14 protein-coding genes are annotated in these 15,934 nt (G+C 66.3%); 8 read left to right on the forward strand and 6 right to left on the reverse strand.

Annotated features, from left to right (window positions below; genetic code table 11):
• Nucleotides 1-41 precede the first annotated feature (41 nt).
• Together FVD38_RS04320 and FVD38_RS04325 are read left to right on the forward strand one after the other, a co-directional pair.
• Nucleotides 42-737: a TIGR00266 family protein gene (locus tag FVD38_RS04320; protein ID WP_147933688.1), complete on the forward strand. Its 696-nt coding sequence runs from the start codon at nt 42-44 to the stop codon at nt 735-737.
• Nucleotides 738-749: 12 nt separating this feature from the next.
• A complete protein-coding gene (locus FVD38_RS04325; protein WP_147933689.1) occupies nt 750-1,334 on the forward strand; it encodes a TerD family protein in 585 nt (194 codons plus the stop codon).
• A gap of 66 nt (nt 1,335-1,400) precedes the next feature.
• Here the strand turns inward: FVD38_RS04325 and FVD38_RS04330 are convergent, their stop codons facing one another.
• The gene (locus FVD38_RS04330; RefSeq protein WP_147933690.1) at nt 1,401-1,682 is read right to left on the reverse strand and encodes a hypothetical protein; all 282 of its coding nucleotides are present in this window, start codon (nt 1,680-1,682) and stop codon (nt 1,401-1,403) included.
• A 16-nt stretch (nt 1,683-1,698) separates the two neighbouring features.
• Nucleotides 1,699-3,861 (reverse strand): TonB-dependent receptor plug domain-containing protein, encoded by a 2,163-nt coding sequence (locus tag FVD38_RS04335; RefSeq protein WP_147933691.1) that lies wholly within the window; start codon nt 3,859-3,861, stop codon nt 1,699-1,701.
• Between the two features lie 150 nt (nt 3,862-4,011).
• Here FVD38_RS04335 and FVD38_RS04340 point away from each other — a divergent pair, with 150 nt between their 5' ends.
• The 4 genes from FVD38_RS04340 (at nt 4,012) to FVD38_RS04355 (ending at nt 8,403) form a co-directional block, all read left to right on the forward strand.
• Entirely contained in the window at nt 4,012-4,419 is a 408-nt protein-coding gene (locus tag FVD38_RS04340) for a GntR family transcriptional regulator (RefSeq protein ID WP_147933692.1), read from the forward strand.
• Entirely contained in the window at nt 4,416-5,165 is a 750-nt protein-coding gene (locus tag FVD38_RS04345) for an ABC transporter ATP-binding protein (protein ID WP_229493407.1), read from the forward strand. The genes FVD38_RS04340 and FVD38_RS04345 overlap by 4 nt, the downstream gene beginning before the upstream one ends.
• The gene (locus FVD38_RS04350) at nt 5,162-6,571 is read left to right on the forward strand and encodes a hypothetical protein (RefSeq protein WP_147933693.1); all 1,410 of its coding nucleotides are present in this window, start codon (nt 5,162-5,164) and stop codon (nt 6,569-6,571) included. Before FVD38_RS04345 ends, FVD38_RS04350 begins: the two co-directional genes overlap by 4 nt.
• Before the next feature lie 209 nt (nt 6,572-6,780).
• Nucleotides 6,781-8,403 (forward strand): methyl-accepting chemotaxis protein, encoded by a 1,623-nt coding sequence (locus FVD38_RS04355; protein ID WP_147933694.1) that lies wholly within the window; start codon nt 6,781-6,783, stop codon nt 8,401-8,403.
• A 140-nt stretch (nt 8,404-8,543) separates the two neighbouring features.
• Here the strand turns inward: FVD38_RS04355 and FVD38_RS04360 are convergent, their stop codons facing one another.
• Nucleotides 8,544-9,431, reverse strand: a complete 888-nt coding sequence (locus tag FVD38_RS04360) for a bile acid:sodium symporter family protein (RefSeq protein ID WP_147933695.1) — start codon at nt 9,429-9,431, stop codon at nt 8,544-8,546.
• Between the two features lie 206 nt (nt 9,432-9,637).
• Between FVD38_RS04360 and FVD38_RS04365 the strand changes: the two genes are divergently transcribed.
• Nucleotides 9,638-12,142, forward strand: a complete 2,505-nt coding sequence (locus tag FVD38_RS04365; RefSeq protein WP_187271472.1) for a PAS domain-containing hybrid sensor histidine kinase/response regulator family protein — start codon at nt 9,638-9,640, stop codon at nt 12,140-12,142.
• Here the strand turns inward: FVD38_RS04365 and FVD38_RS04370 are convergent.
• On the reverse strand, nt 12,139-12,729 hold the full coding sequence (locus tag FVD38_RS04370; RefSeq protein ID WP_147933697.1) for a TetR/AcrR family transcriptional regulator: 591 nt from the start codon (nt 12,727-12,729) through the stop codon (nt 12,139-12,141). The two genes, FVD38_RS04365 and FVD38_RS04370, sit on opposite strands and share 4 nt — an antisense overlap.
• 124 nt (nt 12,730-12,853) lie before the next feature.
• Between FVD38_RS04370 and FVD38_RS04375 the strand changes: the two genes are divergently transcribed.
• Nucleotides 12,854-13,615, forward strand: coding sequence for an SDR family NAD(P)-dependent oxidoreductase (locus tag FVD38_RS04375; protein ID WP_147933698.1), 762 nt, complete (start codon nt 12,854-12,856; stop codon nt 13,613-13,615).
• Here FVD38_RS04375 and ggt read toward each other — a convergent pair whose 3' ends face one another.
• Nucleotides 13,616-15,388, reverse strand: a complete 1,773-nt coding sequence (gene ggt, locus FVD38_RS04380; RefSeq protein WP_147933699.1) for a gamma-glutamyltransferase — start codon at nt 15,386-15,388, stop codon at nt 13,616-13,618.
• On the reverse strand, nt 15,388-15,801 hold the full coding sequence (locus tag FVD38_RS04385) for a hypothetical protein (RefSeq protein WP_147933700.1): 414 nt from the start codon (nt 15,799-15,801) through the stop codon (nt 15,388-15,390). The genes ggt and FVD38_RS04385 overlap by 1 nt, the downstream gene beginning before the upstream one ends.
• Nucleotides 15,802-15,934: the final 133 nt, after the last annotated feature.

A 15,934-nucleotide genomic window follows, 5' to 3' on the forward strand; every position in this document is an offset into this window, starting at 1 on the left:
AGGGGCGGTCCGTTGGGGACCGCCTCATGAAAGGGAGCCAAATGCCAGTATTTACCGTGACCGGGGACGTCGATCCCTTCCTGCATGTGTCGATGAAGCAGGGCGAGACCATCTATTGCGAATCCGACGCGATGGTGATGATGGAATCGACCCTCGATCTCAAGGGCAAGATGAAGGGTGGACTCGGTAGCGCGTTGATGCGCACCTTCGCCAACGGCGAGTCGTTCTTCCAGCAGCACATCGAAGCGACCCGCGGCGAGGGCGACTGCCTGCTGTCGCCGACGCTGCCGGGTGCGATGCAGGTGGTCGACGTCGGTCCGAACAACTACATCATCAGCGATGGCGCCTTTGTCGCCGCCACCTCGGGTGTGGAGTTGAAGGTCCGCACGCAAAGCCTGGGCAACGCCCTGTTTGCGCAGAGCGGCGGCTTCTTCGTCACCGAGACGAGCGGCCAGGGCCAGGTGGTGGTGTCGGGCTTCGGTTCCATGTCGGTGCTCGACGTCGAACCGGGCAAGGACGCGATCATCGACAACTCGCACGTGGTGTGCTGGGACAGCACCCTGCGCTACGAGATCTCGATCACGACCGGCACCAGCGGCGGCTTCCTGGGTAACCTGATCAACAGCCAGACCAGCGGCGAGGGCATGGTCCTGCGCTTCTCGGGTCGTGGCAAGGTCTATGTCTGTTCGCGTAACCGTACTGCATTCAAGGCCTGGATGCAGGCGCCCGCAAAATAAGGAGCTATAACGATGTCAGTCAATCTGCAAAAGGGACAGAAGATTTCCCTGGACAAGGAAGGCGGCGGTGGTTTGAGCCGCGTCACCATGGGTCTCGGCTGGGATGCGATCAAGTCGAAGGGCTTCTTCGGTTTCGGCGGCGGCAAGTCCGAGGCCGTCGACCTGGACGCCTCGGTAGTGATGTTCGACGAATCGAACAATGCGATCGACACGGTCTGGTTCCGCCAGCTCAAGAGCCGTGACGGCAGCATCGTCCACACGGGCGACAACCGCACCGGCGCCGGCGATGGCGACGACGAGCAGATCAGCGTCGACCTGAACGCCGTGCCGGCAAACGTCAAGGCGCTGGTGTTCACGGTGAACAGCTTCACCGGCCAGAATTTCTCGACCGTCGAGAACGCGTACTGCCGCCTGATCAATGCCGCGAACCAGCAAGAGGTTGCGCGCTTCAACCTGTCGGTGACCGGCACGCACTCGGCCCAGATCATGGCCAAGCTGTACCGCCACAACGGCGAGTGGAAGATGCATGCGATCGGCGAGAACGGCAATGGCCGTACCTTCGACGATCTGATGCCGCAGATTACGGTACACCTGTAATCCGCTGTATTGCGTGATACGAGAAACCGGGGCTGCGTGCCCCGGTTTTTTCATCCCGGCCTGGCGCTATTCCTCGCAAATGTGGCTGCAGAACTGCTCGCCTTTGTCCTCGAGATCCGCAAGCAGGTCCTCTTCTTCTTCAGCCAGCCGTTTCAATGCTTTCGGATCGGTTTCCTGGCTTTTCTTCTGGCGCAGCTCGGCCATCTTTTGATCGAACCACGCCTTGTGCTCGGGTATCGGGCTGACCTCCGCGCAGCGCCGCATGCATTCCTTGGCGACGAATGGACCGGACGCCGAAACGCCCGACATCGCGCTGGCCAGCAGGCAGAGGACGAGTATCTTTTTCATGTGCTTCCTTTTCGGATCATAGACTGGTTTCGAAACGCACCACGATGCGCGCGTGGTTCGCGTTCCAGGCCGAGAGCCGGACGGTGCTGTCCTGTTCCAGGTATTCGTCGATGCGGGCCTTGCGCCTGGCCAGCAGGTTGTCGAGGTTGAGCCGCAAGACCGTGGTCTTGCTGACGTTCCAGCTCGCATTCAGGTTCAGCGTGCGCCGGCTCGATTCGTAGATGCGCTGGCTGGCGCTGCTGCGCACCCAGTCCTCGGGCAGGTAGCTGGCATCGAAGCCCAGTTTCAGCGGCAGCGACTGCAGCGCGTAGCTGCCGCCCAGCTTGGCGTGCCAGGGCGACTGCCCGACAATGTGGTTGTCGGGACCGGGCAGGTCGCTGAGGGTCGAATCGGCCAGGCCGATGCTGCCGGAGAGTTCCAGGTTCGCCAGCGTGGGCGAGAAATCCTTGCCCGCCAGGCGCGCTTCCAGGTCCAGGCCGCGTATCCGCGCCTGGCCCAGGTTGGCCTGACGGATCACGTAGCGCGGCGTGCTGGCCCAGGGTACGTCCACCAGCGCGATCTCCTGACCGTTCTTGTCGCTGATGTCGCGCGCGTAGAGTTCCAGGCTGAGCTCGCTGTCGCGGCCGAACCCGTGTGCATACGACAGGTTCAGGCCCAGCGCGCGTTCCGGCCGCAGGGCGGGATTGCCGCTGCTGTCGGCCAGGTCGATGCCATTGGGTCCGCACAGCCCCTGTGCCGGGCAAGGCGCATACGGATTGATCGTGGGACGCAGCAGCATGTCGTCGAAGAAGGGCGCCTGGTAGCTGCGCGCCAGCGAAGCCCTGAGCTGGCGCTTGCGATTGCCCTTGACGCGGTGCGACACGTGCGCCGACGGCGACCACAGGTCGAATCGCGGACGGTTGCTGGCCGGGCCCTCGACCAGCTGGTAGCGGCGTCGTTCGCCGGATGCGCCCAGGTTGACGGCCCAGCGCCGGTTGATCCGCCATTCGTCCTGGATGAACAGCCGGGCGCTCGTCACGCGGGATGCCGTATCGGGCCCCAGCACGGCCAGGCTGGGGTCCGGACGGCCGTCGACCAGGTCGGTATGGCTGCCATCGCTTTCATTGCGCGCGAACTTGGCGCCGGCGCTGATCCGGTGGCCATCTTCGGTCTCGATAACATAGTCGAGGTCGAGCAAGTAGTTGCGCGTGCTTCGGTCCTGGTCATTGACACGCTGGCGCGGGCCGCCCGGCGACCACACCTCGTCCCTGCGCTGGCGGCTGTCCGAACGCGAGCCGCTGGCGACCAGCTTGACGGCCAGGCTGCTGTCCGGGTCGATCTTCCAGTTCCACAGCAAGGGCAGGTGCAGATTGTTCGTGGGGCTCGTCGCGGTCTGGTTCGCCAACGAGGTCAGGCCGGACAGCCAGCGCCGTTGTTCCTGGCTGTCGTTGTCGGAGTTGGCGCGGGCGATTTCCGGGCTGAAGGTGAGCGTGTGATTGGCGTCCAGGGTCCAGGCCAGCACGCTGCTGGCAATGAGCGACTCGTACAGGCCCGGGGCATGGATCTCGCCTTCGTATTCACGGACCAGTCCCGCACCTGGCCGTTCACTGGTCTGGACATATTCGCTATGCGTAGTGGACAGCCTGCGCCAGCGCGACAGCATGAAGGTATGGCTGAAGCTATCGCTCACGGCCGTGCCCGACCAGGTCAGGTCCATGCCCTTCCTGCCGCCCTCGGTGCGCACATTGCCGTGCAATTTGGACGAGGCCTTGCGCTGCGCCTTGCGCAGCACGATGTTGATGGTGCCGGCGATCCCGAATGGCCCGGTGGCGGCAGTGGTGGTCTTGGCGATCTCGATGCTCTCGACGCGCATCAGGTCGATGTTCATGTAGTCGCCGGTCTGCGCCTGGCCATCGACCAGCACCTGGGTGTAGCCGGGCAGGCCGAGCAGGCCGATGCGGCCGCTCTTGTCGACGCTGATGGCGGGCTCGCGCCGGAGCAGTTCACCGGTATTCTGCAGGCCGCTGTCGGCGATCTTCTTCTGGCCGATGATGATTTTTCCGGCGACGAAATCCTGGCCCGCCTCGACGTCGGTCTGGGCGCCGCTGATGACGACTTGCTGGGGTGGCGCGCTTGCCTCGGTCTGGGCGTGGGCGCACGTGCTACAGATGGCTAACAGGCAGGCGAGACGACGGTGCATCCGATGAAATCCAATACCAAACCGGTCGATCCTATCAACTAAAGTTCGCTGAAAATGCGCCAAATGTCACTCTGGCGCTCACACGTTTCCACGCTTGACAAAGACGGTGGATGGCTTTAGTGTATTAATCAACTAATACACTGATACGCCATGGCGCCCCAACCATCTCAACTGTTCTCGATCGTCCCCGGATCGACCGAGCCGATCTACCGGCAACTGGTCGACCAGGTGCGCCGGCTGGTGGCCGGCGGCCAGCTGGCGCCGGGCGATGCGCTGCCATCGGTGCGCGAGGTCGCGCTGCAGCTCGCCGTCAATCCGATGACCGTGTCCAAGGCCTATGGCCTGCTCGAGCTCGAAAGCCTGCTCGAGCGGCGGCGCGGCATCGGCATGATCGTCGCCGACCGGCCGGCCGGCAGTGGCGGGGCGAGCGCCGCCGGCGAGCGCCTGGCACTGCTGCGTCCGACCCTGGAACGCGCGGCACGCGAGGCGCGCGAACTCGAACTCGATCCCGACACCGTCCTCTCTCTCTTTAAAACCATCTTGAAGGAATCACCGTGACCGCACTCCCGATCCTGATGCGCGGCGTCGCCAAGCGCTTCGACAGCAAGCCCGTCCTCGATGGCCTCGACTGGGAAGTCGGGCCGGGCCAGGTGATCGGCCTGCTGGGGCGTAACGGCGCCGGCAAGTCGACCCTGATGGAATGCATGCTGGGCCTGCGCGAGATCGACGGCGGCAGCATCGCGCTGTTCGGCGAATCGCCCGACGCGCTGTCGGACGCGACCCGCGCGCGCATCGGCTACGTGCCGCAGAAGTCCGACCTGTTCGACTGGATGACGCCGTTGCAGATGCTGGACTACTTCAAGGCGCTGTATCCGCGCTGGAACGACGCCAAGGTCGAAGGCCTGCTGGGCCGCTGGGGCATCGATCTCGCCATGCGCAACAAGCCGATCCGGCGTTTGTCGGGCGGCGAACAGCAGCGCCTGTCGATCGTCCGCGCGCTGGCCCACGATCCCGAGCTGCTGGTGCTGGACGAACCGGTGTCGGCGCTGGACCCGGCCGGCCGGCGCGACTTTCTCACCGAACTGATCGACGGCGTCATCGAGCGCGGCACCACGGTGGTGTTCTCGACCCACATCCTCACCGACCTGGAGCGGGTGGCGCTGGACGTCGCCTTCCTTAAGAACGGCCGCATCGTGCTCGAAGGCGACCTGGACGACCTGCTCGATGGCGCCGCCGGCCACGTGCCGCCGGGTGCGCGCGTGCCGTCGAACCTGGAAGACCTGTTCATCGAGGTGACGCGGTGAGCGCGCGCCTGGCCTTGTATGGCCTGCTGTGGCGGGCGGCGCTGGCGCAGACGCATCCGTATGCCCACCGGATCGTCCTCTGGCTGACGCCAGTCCTGTCGCTGGCGGCGGCGGCGCTCGCCTGGAAAGTGTATGGCCTGGCCACTGCGGCAAGCTGGGGCGTGAATGCGCTGTGCAGCATGGTCCTCCTCACCTGGACCTGGGGTTTCCTGCCCGGCGCCTTCAAGCTCAATTCCCCCGCCAACGCCCAGCTGACACCCGTGATGCGTGGGCGCCTGCTGGAACTGGCCATGGCAGTGTGGTTGCCCTGCATCGCCGGCCTGGCGCTGGCCAATGCAGGCAGCGCGTCGGACGTCGTCCTGCGCGTGGTCTGGTGGATGTTGGCATCGCTGGGACTGGCGCTGGCGGCCACCGGCAGCGGCGCCGGTTCAGTAGTGTTCCTCGCAATCTGGCCCCTGATGGGATTGCCATCCTTCATACCGGGCTGGGCGCACGCCATGATGGCCCATCCGGCCTTCCTGCCGCTGTTCGCGGCGCTGCTGGTGGCGCCGGGCCTGGCAACCATCCGGACGATCTTTCCGCGCGCGGGCGACCGCCATTGGCGCCAGCTGGAAAAGCGCAATATATGGCGTGACAAGGATGCGCTGCGCAATCGCGAGGATGGCCGCTTCATGCGCTGGTGGCATGCCCGCTCGTTGCGCCGGGCGAGCGGCCGCCGCGACCTGGGCGCCATGCTCCTGCAAGGCAGCGGCCCCGGCCTGCAGGTAGGCGGCATCGTGCTCGGCATCGCGGGCGTGGGTCTGCTTGGCCTGGTGCTGGTGGGTCTCATGCACCTGGGGGGCTATCGCCATGCAGCCGAACTGGCGCTGAAGATGGGCTGGATGTGGGGCCTGCTGCCGCTGGTCCTGTTCCAGATGCACGCGCTGCTGCTTGCGAACCTGACGGAGGCGCCCGCCGGCCAGTCCCTGCTCAGGCTGACGCCAGCCATGCCCGCCACTGCGCCGCAGTTCAATCGCCTGCTGGCATCGAAGGTGTTGCGCAGCAGCATGGTGGCCTGGGCGATGGCGGCGGCCACGGCGCTCGCATGCAGCGCTCTCACCGGCGCCGGCGTGGACGAGTTGCTGATGGTGGCTTGCCTGAGCGGCCTGGTCCTGCCGACCCTGATTCTGCCGCTGCGCGACCATGCGCGCCGGTCGCGCTTGAATTCGGTCCTGCAATGGCTGCTCGTGCTGGCGATCGCCGGGGCATGCCTGCTGGTGGGCGTGTTCGGGCGCGCCATCCTGGGATTGCCGGTTTTTTCGACTGCTGCGGTATTTGCGGTATTGCTGACCGTCGTCCTGGCGGCGCGCCGCTACCGCGCCATGATTCGGTCCCCATTCGCACTTCCGGCAGGACGGCTGGATTGACGGTCGAAAGTCATGGTGCGTGATGTGATCTTTTCATTAAGCGAGTTGTCGACAAGGATAGATCGGTCGTTCTCTTTGTTGCTGCGCAACAACCGCTATTCTGCAATTCTGATACCGAACTTCGGTTTTTGCTGAAAAATTGTCGCACTGGAGATAAGGTTTCGTTGTTGTGCTTTCTCACGAAAAAAACCTTCATCTTCAGGGCAACCATGCTTTTCAAATTGACACTGCGAATCCGGCTCATCGCCACGATGGCCATGCTTGGCTTCCTCATCACCGCCGTCGGCCTGCTCGGCATCTACGGCATGCGTGAAGACCACGGCACGCTCGAGCAGGTGTACTCGAACCAGCTGGCGTCGAGCATCGCGATCAATAATTCCAAGAACTTCCTGAACCGCGCCCGCTTCGGCCTGGACCGCGCGGTGTTCCATCCGGACGCGGCCGACGTCGGCAAGACCCTGAGCCGCGCCAAGGGCTTCATCGACGATTCGAACAAGGAATGGCAGCGCTACCTGGCCCTGCCGCGCGACGGCGAGGAAGCGGAACTGGCCAAGACCCTGGAAGTCGAACGCAACCGCTACATCAACGACGGCATGCTGGCGCTGGCCACCGCCGTCGAGCAGATGAACGTCGAGCGCATCGAGGCGCTGTCGATGAAGGAAATGACGGCCTTGTACGGCACCTTCGACAAGGCATCGGTGGCGCTGGACGATTACCAGCTGAGCACCGCCAAGCAGGGGTACGACGAGAGCGGCCGCCTGTTCGACGTGCTGATGTGGGTCTCCGGCGCCAGCGTGGTGCTGGGCGTGCTGCTGGCGGCGGTGTCGTCGTGGCTGCTGCTGCGCGCCATCATGCGTCCGCTCGACCATGCGCTCGGCCACTTCGACGCGATGGCCCATGGCGACCTGTCCACCCGCGTCGTGGTCGACCGAGACGACGAAATGGGCGCACTGCTCAAGGGCCTGGCCACCATGCAGCAGCAGCTGGCCGCCACCGTGCGCAGCGTGCGCGACAGCAGCATGTCGATCGCCAGCGCCAGCAGCGAGATCGCGGCCGGCAATATGAACTTATCAAGCCGGACCGAGGCCCAGGCCAGCGGCCTGGAAGAAACCGCTTCCTCGCTCGAAGAACTCACCACCACCGTCCAGCACAATGCGGACAATGTGCGCCAGGCCAATAACGTGGCGCGTACGGCGTCCGAAGTCGCTGTGCGCGGCGGCCAGCTGGTGTCCGAAGTAGTGCAGACCATGGGCGCCATCGACGCCTCGTCCAAGCGCATCGTCGACATCATCTCGACCATCGACGGCATCGCCTTCCAGACCAATATCCTGGCGCTGAACGCGGCCGTCGAAGCGGCCCGTGCAGGCGAGCAGGGCCGTGGTTTCGCGGTCGTGGCGGGTGAGGTGCGCAACCTGGCGCAGCGTTCGGCGGCGGCGGCCAAGGAGATCAAGGAACTGATCAGCACCTCGGTCAGCAATGTCGAGGCGGGCACCGCCCTGGTCGACAGCGCCGGCACCACCATGGACGAGATCGTTGCCAGCGTGACCCGCGTCAGCGACATCATGGCCGAGATCCTGGCTGCCGGCGAAGAGCAGACCGCCGGCATCCAGCAGATCAACGAAGCGGTGAGCCATATGGACCAGGCGACCCAGCAGAACGCCGCCCTGGTCGAGGAAGCGGCCGCCGCCACCGGCGCGCTGCAGGATCAGGCGCATGCACTGCAGCAGATGGTGGGCGTGTTCAAGGTCGATGCGCAGGCTGGTGTGGCGAACCAGGCGCAGGCGCCGGTGCGCTCGCGTGCCGGCCACGAACGCATGGCCCTGGCCGCGTAACCATGCACGTCGTTCCCGCGGAGGCGGGAACCTAAGCTTGCTCGCTCAGTGCCTGCGGTTGAAGGTACCGTCAGCGCGAAGGACTTAGGTTCCCACCTGCGTGGGAACGACGTGCTTGAGCTAACGATTCTGTCGTCAGCTCAGCTCGTCGCCGCCACCTTCACGCCAGCCCCGTGTCGCCGCAGCACCAGCACCCCAAACGCCGTCGCCAGCACATACATGCTGATCGAATAAATCGCCGCCGGCACCATCAGCTGGAAGTCGCCCAGCACCGACACCGCCACGAAAATCGCCAGGGTCGAGTTATGGATCCCGATCTCGTAGCCGATCGCCACCGCGTTCGGCTTGTCGAGGCCGGCGATGCGCGGCGCGTAGTAGCCCAGGCCCAGGCTGGCCGCGTTGAACAGCACCACCGCCAGCCCGATCGTGGCGAACGAGCCGGTCAGCGCATCCCATTCCTTGGCGAAGGCGATCAGCGCCAGCGCCGCCAGTACCGCCATCGAGAAGATCTTCATCGGCTTGTCGGTGCGCGCCGCGAAGCCCGGCGCGACCCGCTTGACCGCCATTCCGATCGCCACCGGCACCAGCACGATGCCGATCACTTCCATCACCTTGGCGGTCTGCATCGGCACCACCTGGCCGCTCTGTGAAAAGCTGGCGATGGCGAAGTTGGCGATCAGGGGCAGTGTCACGATCGATAGCAGAGTGTTGATCGCCGTGAGCGAGATATTCATCGCCACATTGCCTCCGAACAGGTGGCTGAACAGGTTCGCGGAGACGCCGCCGGGCGAGGCGGCCAGCAGCATCAGGCCGATCGCGAACACGGGCGGCACGTCCAGCAGCACGATCAGGCCGTAGCACAGCGCCGGCAATGCCAGCGCCTGTAGCGCCAGCGCCAGCAGCACCGCCTTCGGATGCCCGAGCAGGCGCCGGAAGTCGCCGATGGTCAGGGACAGGCCCAGGCCGAACATGATCAGGGCCAGCGCCGCGATCAGGAGGGTGGGGAGGAGGGTTATGAAATCGGTCATTGCGCGTCTCCTTCGTGGTGTTCTTATGGGATGTCGGCGCGCCGGACTGCGCATGCGCGCCGTCCTGCCAGTGTAGTCGAGTGCGCGGCAAAAAATCGCCCGGCGGCGCCTATATCGCGGCGCGGTAGCGTTGCAGGGCGTGCAATAATGCCGCATGAATGCGCGCAACCACGTCCTGGAACCCCATCAGGCACACGATCGATTCCATGGGTAATCCAGCAGTGTTTCCCGCTTCCGGCGCCGCCATGGCTGCGGCAATCCGTGGCCATGACTGGTCCGCCTCGCCGCTGGGCCCGATCGCATCCTGGCCCGCCACGCTGCGCACCAGCATCAATATCGTGCTGGACTCGGCCTTTCCGGGCTTTATCGTCTGGGGGCCGGAGCAGATCCTGCTCTACAACGACGCCTACGCCGAGATCCTGTGCAACAAGCACCCGGCCGCGCTGGGGCAGCCGTTCCAGGCCGTCTGGCACGAAATCTGGGACGTGCTCGGGCCGCTGGTCGAGCGCACCCTGGTGGGCGGCGAATCGCACAAGATGAACGACATCGCGCTCGTCATGCAGCGCAAGGGCTATGCCGAGCATACCTGGTTCACCTATTCCTACGGTCCGGTGCGCGACGACGCCGGCAGCATCCTCGGCCTGCTGTGCACCTGCATCGAAACCACCGACGCCGTGCTCAGGCAGCGGCGCCAGGCGGCCGACGAGGCGGTGCTGCGCGAGCACGAATCGGCGTCGCGCGTCGATGCCGAGCGGGTCCAGCTGGCGCTGGAGGCCGGCGCCATCATCGGCACCTGGTTCTGGCACCTGCCGACCGACCGCTTCACCGTCGACGAAGCCTTTGCGCGCGCCTTCGGCCTCGACCCGGCCATCGGCCGCACGGGCCTGTCCCTGGCGCAGGTGGTCGCCACCGTGCATCCCGACGACCAGGCCGGCCTGGCCCAGGCCATCAACACGGTGATCGCACGCGGCGGCCACTATGCCCACCAGTATCGGGTGCGGCGCGCCGACGGCCATTATTACTGGATCGAAGCCAATGGACGGGTCGACCTGGCGCCGGACGGCACCGGCCTGCGCTTCCCGGGCGTGCTGATCGACGTCGAGGGACGGCGCGCGGTGGAGGCCGAGCGCGACGGGGCGATCCTCAAGCTGCGCGCGCTGAACGAGCAGCTGGAACAGAAGGTGCTGGCCCAGGCGCTGGCGCGCGGGCGCACCTGGCAGCTCAGTCCCGACATCCTGGGCGTGCTCAATGCCGACGGATTCATGGAGAGTTCGAACCCGGCCTGGCAGGCCGCGCTGGGTTGGAGCGAGGAAGAGGTCGCCGGCACGCCCTTCCTCGACTTCATCCACCCCGACGACCGCGCCCGCACCGAGGCGGTCTGGCGCGACGCGCTGGAGCGCGGCATTCCCGCGCTGCGCTTCGAGAACCGCTATTGCCACAAGGCCGGCGGCTGGCGCTGGCTATCGTGGGTGGCGGTGCCGGACGAGCGCAAGGTGTACTGCTCGGCGCGCGACATCAGCGTCGAGCGCGAACGCCAGGCCGAGCTGGAGCGCGCGCACGAACAGCTGCGCCATTCGCAGAAGATGGAGGCGGTGGGCCAGCTTACCGGCGGGCTCGCGCATGACTTCAACAACCTGCTGGCCGGCGTCGCGGGCAGCCTGGACCTGGTCAAGTTGCGCCTGAAGCAGGGCCGCGTGGACGAGATCGAGCGCTACGTCGCGGTGGCGCAAGGCGCGACCAGGCGGGCGGCGGCGCTCACCCACCGGCTGCTGGCATTCTCGCGGCGCCAGACGCTGGCGCCGCGCGCCATCTGCGTCAACAGCATGGTCGACGGCTTGCTGGACATGATCCGGCGCACGGTGGGCCCCGGCGTGCGGGTCGAGCCGGACTACAGCGGCGTGCCGTGGACGGCGCTGGTCGACCAGTCGCAGCTCGAGAACGCGCTGCTGAATCTGTGCATCAATGCGCGCGACGCCATGCCGGAAGGCGGCCGCATCGGGATCGCGACCGCCAACCGCGTGCTTGACCCCGAGGCCGCGCGCGGCCACGAGCTGCCGCCCGGCGACTATCTCGTGCTGTCGGTTGCCGACAGCGGCACCGGCATGGCACCTAGCGTGCTGGCCAAGGCCTTCGAACCCTTCTTCACCACCAAGCCGCTGGGCCAGGGCACGGGGCTGGGACTGTCGATGATCTACGGCTTCGCCAAGCAATCGGGCGGGCAGGTGGCGATCGACTCGCAGCTTGGGCAGGGCACCACGGTCAGCATCTTCCTGCCGCGCCACCGCGGTGAGGCCGACGAGCGCGATGCGGCGCCGGCCGCTGACGCCGCGCCGCCGAGCGGCCAGGGGGAGACGATCCTGGTGGTGGACGACGAGCCGAGCGTGCGCATGCTGGTGGTCGATGTGCTCGAGGAGCTGGGTTACACGGTGCTGGAAGCCGAGGACGGCGCCGGCGGCCTGGCGCTGCTGCAATCGGATGCGCGCATCGACCTCGTGGTCTCGGACGTCGGCCTCCCGGGCATGATGAATGGACGCCAGATGGCGGATGCGGCGCGCATCAAGCGTCCCCTGCTGAAGGTATTGTTCATCACCGGCTATGCCGAAACCGCCTTGCTCGACCACGGACAGCTCGCGCCCGGCATGTCGGTGCTGACCAAGCCGTTTTCGATCGACGCGATGGCGCAGCGGGTGCGCGAACTGGTCGCGCGCTAGGAGCCTGCGCCGGGCCAGGTCGACAGCGCCTGCTCGACCACCGCATCGAGCATCTCACGCTCGAAGCCGGCCTTGGCCTGGATCGCCATGCCGTGCAGCAGCGCCATCACATAGGCCGCCAGCGCGGCGGGCCGGGCCGAGGCGGGCAGGTCGCCTTCGGCCTGGGCGCGCTCGAAGCGCTCGCGCAGCTGCTGTTCGCCGATCGCGCGGAAACCGATCAGGGCCTGGCGCACCGGTTCCGATTCGTCCGAACCGGCCACGGACCCATTGATGCCAAGGCAGCCGGTGCGGTCGGGATAGCGGGTATTCAGTTCCACCGAGCTGTACAGCATGTGGGCGGCCACTTCGCGCGACGTCGGCTTGGCCAGCGCCTCGGGGATGTGGGTCATGAAGCGCTCGTGGTAGCGCTCCAGCACCCGCTTGAACAGGGCTTCCTTGTTGCCGAAGGCCGAGTACAGGGCCGGCCGCTCGACGCCGGCGGCCTCGGTCAGGTCGGCGTACGAGGCGCCCTCATAGCCCTTGCGCCAGAACACGCATAGCGCGGCATCGAGCACCTTGTCGGCGTCGTATTCGCGATGGCGACCCATCAGCAGACCCCCGCTTTTTCAATAACGTTCATTACAAAAAATGCTTGACAGTCCATCCGTGGATTATATACTCATCGTTATCGTAACGGTCGTTACGAAACAAACGCTGATCTGGAGAGACGGTATGTCGAATGGTTTGAAAGGCAAGGTCGCGCTGGTGACCGGGGGCTCGCGCGGGCTGGGTGCGGTGATCGCCGAGGCGCTCGCGGCGGAAGGCGCCGACGTGGCGATCACCTATGTAGCCTCGGGCGCCAAGGCCGAGGCGGTGGTGGAGAAACTGAAAGCGAAGGGTGTGCGGGCGCTGGCCATCCGGAGCGACCAGGCCGACCTGGCGGCGGCCAGGCCGCTGGTCGATGCGGTGGTGGAGCATTTCGGCCGGCTCGACATCCTCGTCAACAATGCGGCAGTGGTGGCCAAGGGCCAGCAGGTCGACGATCCCGCACTCGACACCGCCAAACTGGACCATCAATGGCAGGTCAACGTCATGGGAACGATCGCGACCACGCGGGCGGCGGCGGCGGCCCTGTCCGATGGCGGCCGGATCATCTTCATCGGCTCACTCAACGGCACCCTGGCGCTGATCCCCGGCGTGGCCGACTATGCCGGCACCAAGGCCGCCCTGATCGGCTATGCCAAGGGCGTGGCGCGCGACCTGGGGCCGCGCAACATCACCGTCAACGTGGTCCAGCCCGGCGCGATGCCGACCGACATGATGGTCGAGGCCCTGGGCAGCACGACGGCGCCCGACGCCTTCCTCGACATGCACCCGATCCGCCGCATTGCGACGCTCGAAGAGGTGGCGGCGCTGGTCAATTTCCTGGCCGGCCAGAACGGCGGCTACATCACCGGCGGCGTCATCGACGTGGCGGGTGGGCTCGGCATCTGACTAGTGCCCGCGGCGCTGCACCAGCGCAGTGCCGACGCCATGGCGCTTGCCCTCGCTGACGGCGGTGACGGTGCCGTCCGGGTTGAACACCAGCGCATTGGCGGCGCCGATTTCTTCGGCCGGGCTTTCCCAGCGCTGGCCGAAGCCCGCTAGGGCGCGCGCCTGCGCCGTGTCCGCGAAGCCCGGCTCGACCGACGTCTCCGCCGCATTGCGCTGGCTGATGCGCAGCGCACCGAGCGCCTGGTCCATCGGCATGCCGAAGTCGACGTGGTTGACGATGGTCTGCAATACCGTGGTGATGATGGTCGAGCCGCCGGGGCTGCCGATGCTGAAGGCCGGCTTGCCGTCCTTGAGCGCGATGATGGGCGCCATGCTCGAGCGTGGCCGCTTGCCGGCTTCCGGCACGTTCGGATGCGGGCCGCTGGTGTCGAAATCGAAGTCGGTGAGTTCGTTATTGAGCAGGAAGCCGTAGCCCGGCACCACGATCCCGCTGCCGCCCCAGGATTCGATGGTGAAGGTGTACGCCACCACATTGCCGTCCTTGTCCGACACCGTCAGGTGGGTGGTGTGCGCGCTCTCGGGCGCCAGCTTGATGGTGGCGGCCGGCTGGGTGCGCAGAGGGATGCTCGGATCGTTCTGGTAGCGGTAGGGATCGCCCGCCGCCACCGCGCCCGGCGCGGCCTTCTGCGGATCGATCAGCGCGCGGCGCTCGGCCGCATATTTTTTCGACAGCAGGCCGGTGAGCGGCGCATCGACGTATTCGGGGTCGGCCAGGTAGGCATTGCGGTCGGCGAATGCCAGGCGGCTGGCTTCGATATACAGATGCTCGGCCTGGGCGCGCGGCAGCGATGCCAGGTCAAAGCCTTCGAGGATGTTGAGCGCATGCGCCACCGTCGGGCCGCCGCTGCTGGGCAGGGGCATGCCATATAGCTCGTAGCCGCGATAGCTGCTGCGCAGGGCGGGGCGGATGCGCGCCTCGTAGTTGGCGAGATCCGCCATGGTCATCGCGCCGGGACCCACGGCATACCCTTTCGCGACCGGTGGCCGGTTGACGCTGTCGACGATCGCGCGCGCGATCGGTCCTTCATAGAACGTCTTCACGCCGCCTTGCGCGATCTCGCGGTAGGCGCGCGCCATGCCCGGATTGCGAAGCAGGGTGCCGGCGGGGAGGGCCTTGCCCTTGTGCAGATAGAGCTCGCTCGTCGGCGCGAACTGGCGGAATTTCTTTTCGTTCTGTCCCACCAGCTGGCTGAAATTCGCGTTGACCCGAAAACCCTTGTCGGCCACCGCGATCGCCGGCGCCAGCACTTGCGAAAAACGCATGCTGCCATAGCGTTCGAGCGCCTCATGCCAGCCGCGCACGGTGCCCGGCACGCCAACCGCCGCGCCGCTGGCCACCGCCGTCTCGAAGTCGAGCGGTTTGCCATTTTGCTGGAATAGTTGCGGGCCCACGCTGGCAGGGGCCGTCTCGCGGTGGTCGATGGTGATCACGCGTTTGTCCCTGGCCAGGTAGATCACCATGAAGCCGCCGCCGCCGATGCCGCAGCTGAAGGGATCGGTGACGCCCAGCGTGGCGGCTGCGGCCACTGCCGCGTCGACCGCATTGCCGCCCGCGTTCAGGATGGCCAGCGCCGACTGCGAAGCCTGTGCGCTGATCGTGGCGACGGCGCCGCCGGTGCCGGTCGCGACCGGCGCAGCCGCAACGCCGTGGACAGAAACGGCAAGGACCAGGCCGCACGCCAGTGCGGTCCGCGGCAGGCGGCCCGGCGCCATCAGGTGCCGTACATATTGAAGACCACCGGATACGACGCCGGTTTTTCTTCGGCCATGCCGCGCGGCGGCGGCACGAACGAGGGATCGAGTTCGACGCGCGCGCCACGCAGGCCGGGTGAGGTAAAGCCGGGTTTGCCCTGCACCAGCCAGAAGCCCTGCGCCACATTGTTGGTGCGCAGGGTGAAGCGATAGGCGAGCTGGCCGGCCCACATGCAGCGCGCATTGTCCGGGCAGCGGCTGTCGTCGGCGCCCTCGTAGGTGAGGGTCAGGCGCGAATCCACCGGCAGCTGCGGCAGGGTCAGGGTCTGGCGCTCGCTCAGCGTGTACTGGGCGTCGGGCAGGTGGTCGGGCGTGGCGCAGGCCGACAGCAGGCCGGCGGCGGCGATGGAGAGGACGCAGGGCAGGGTGCGCATCGGTGTCATCCAGGGTTTGACGGGAAACCCATGATAGCAAAACCGCAAGCAGCCAGTCGCGTGACATCGAAAAGACAGGGCATGGTCAAGTCATAAACAGGTCATATTCGGCAGCTATTCTTTTTCCTGTAGT

The organism is Massilia arenae, from assembly GCF_008014745.1.
GTDB lineage: Bacteria > Pseudomonadota > Gammaproteobacteria > Burkholderiales > Burkholderiaceae_D > Telluria > Telluria arenae.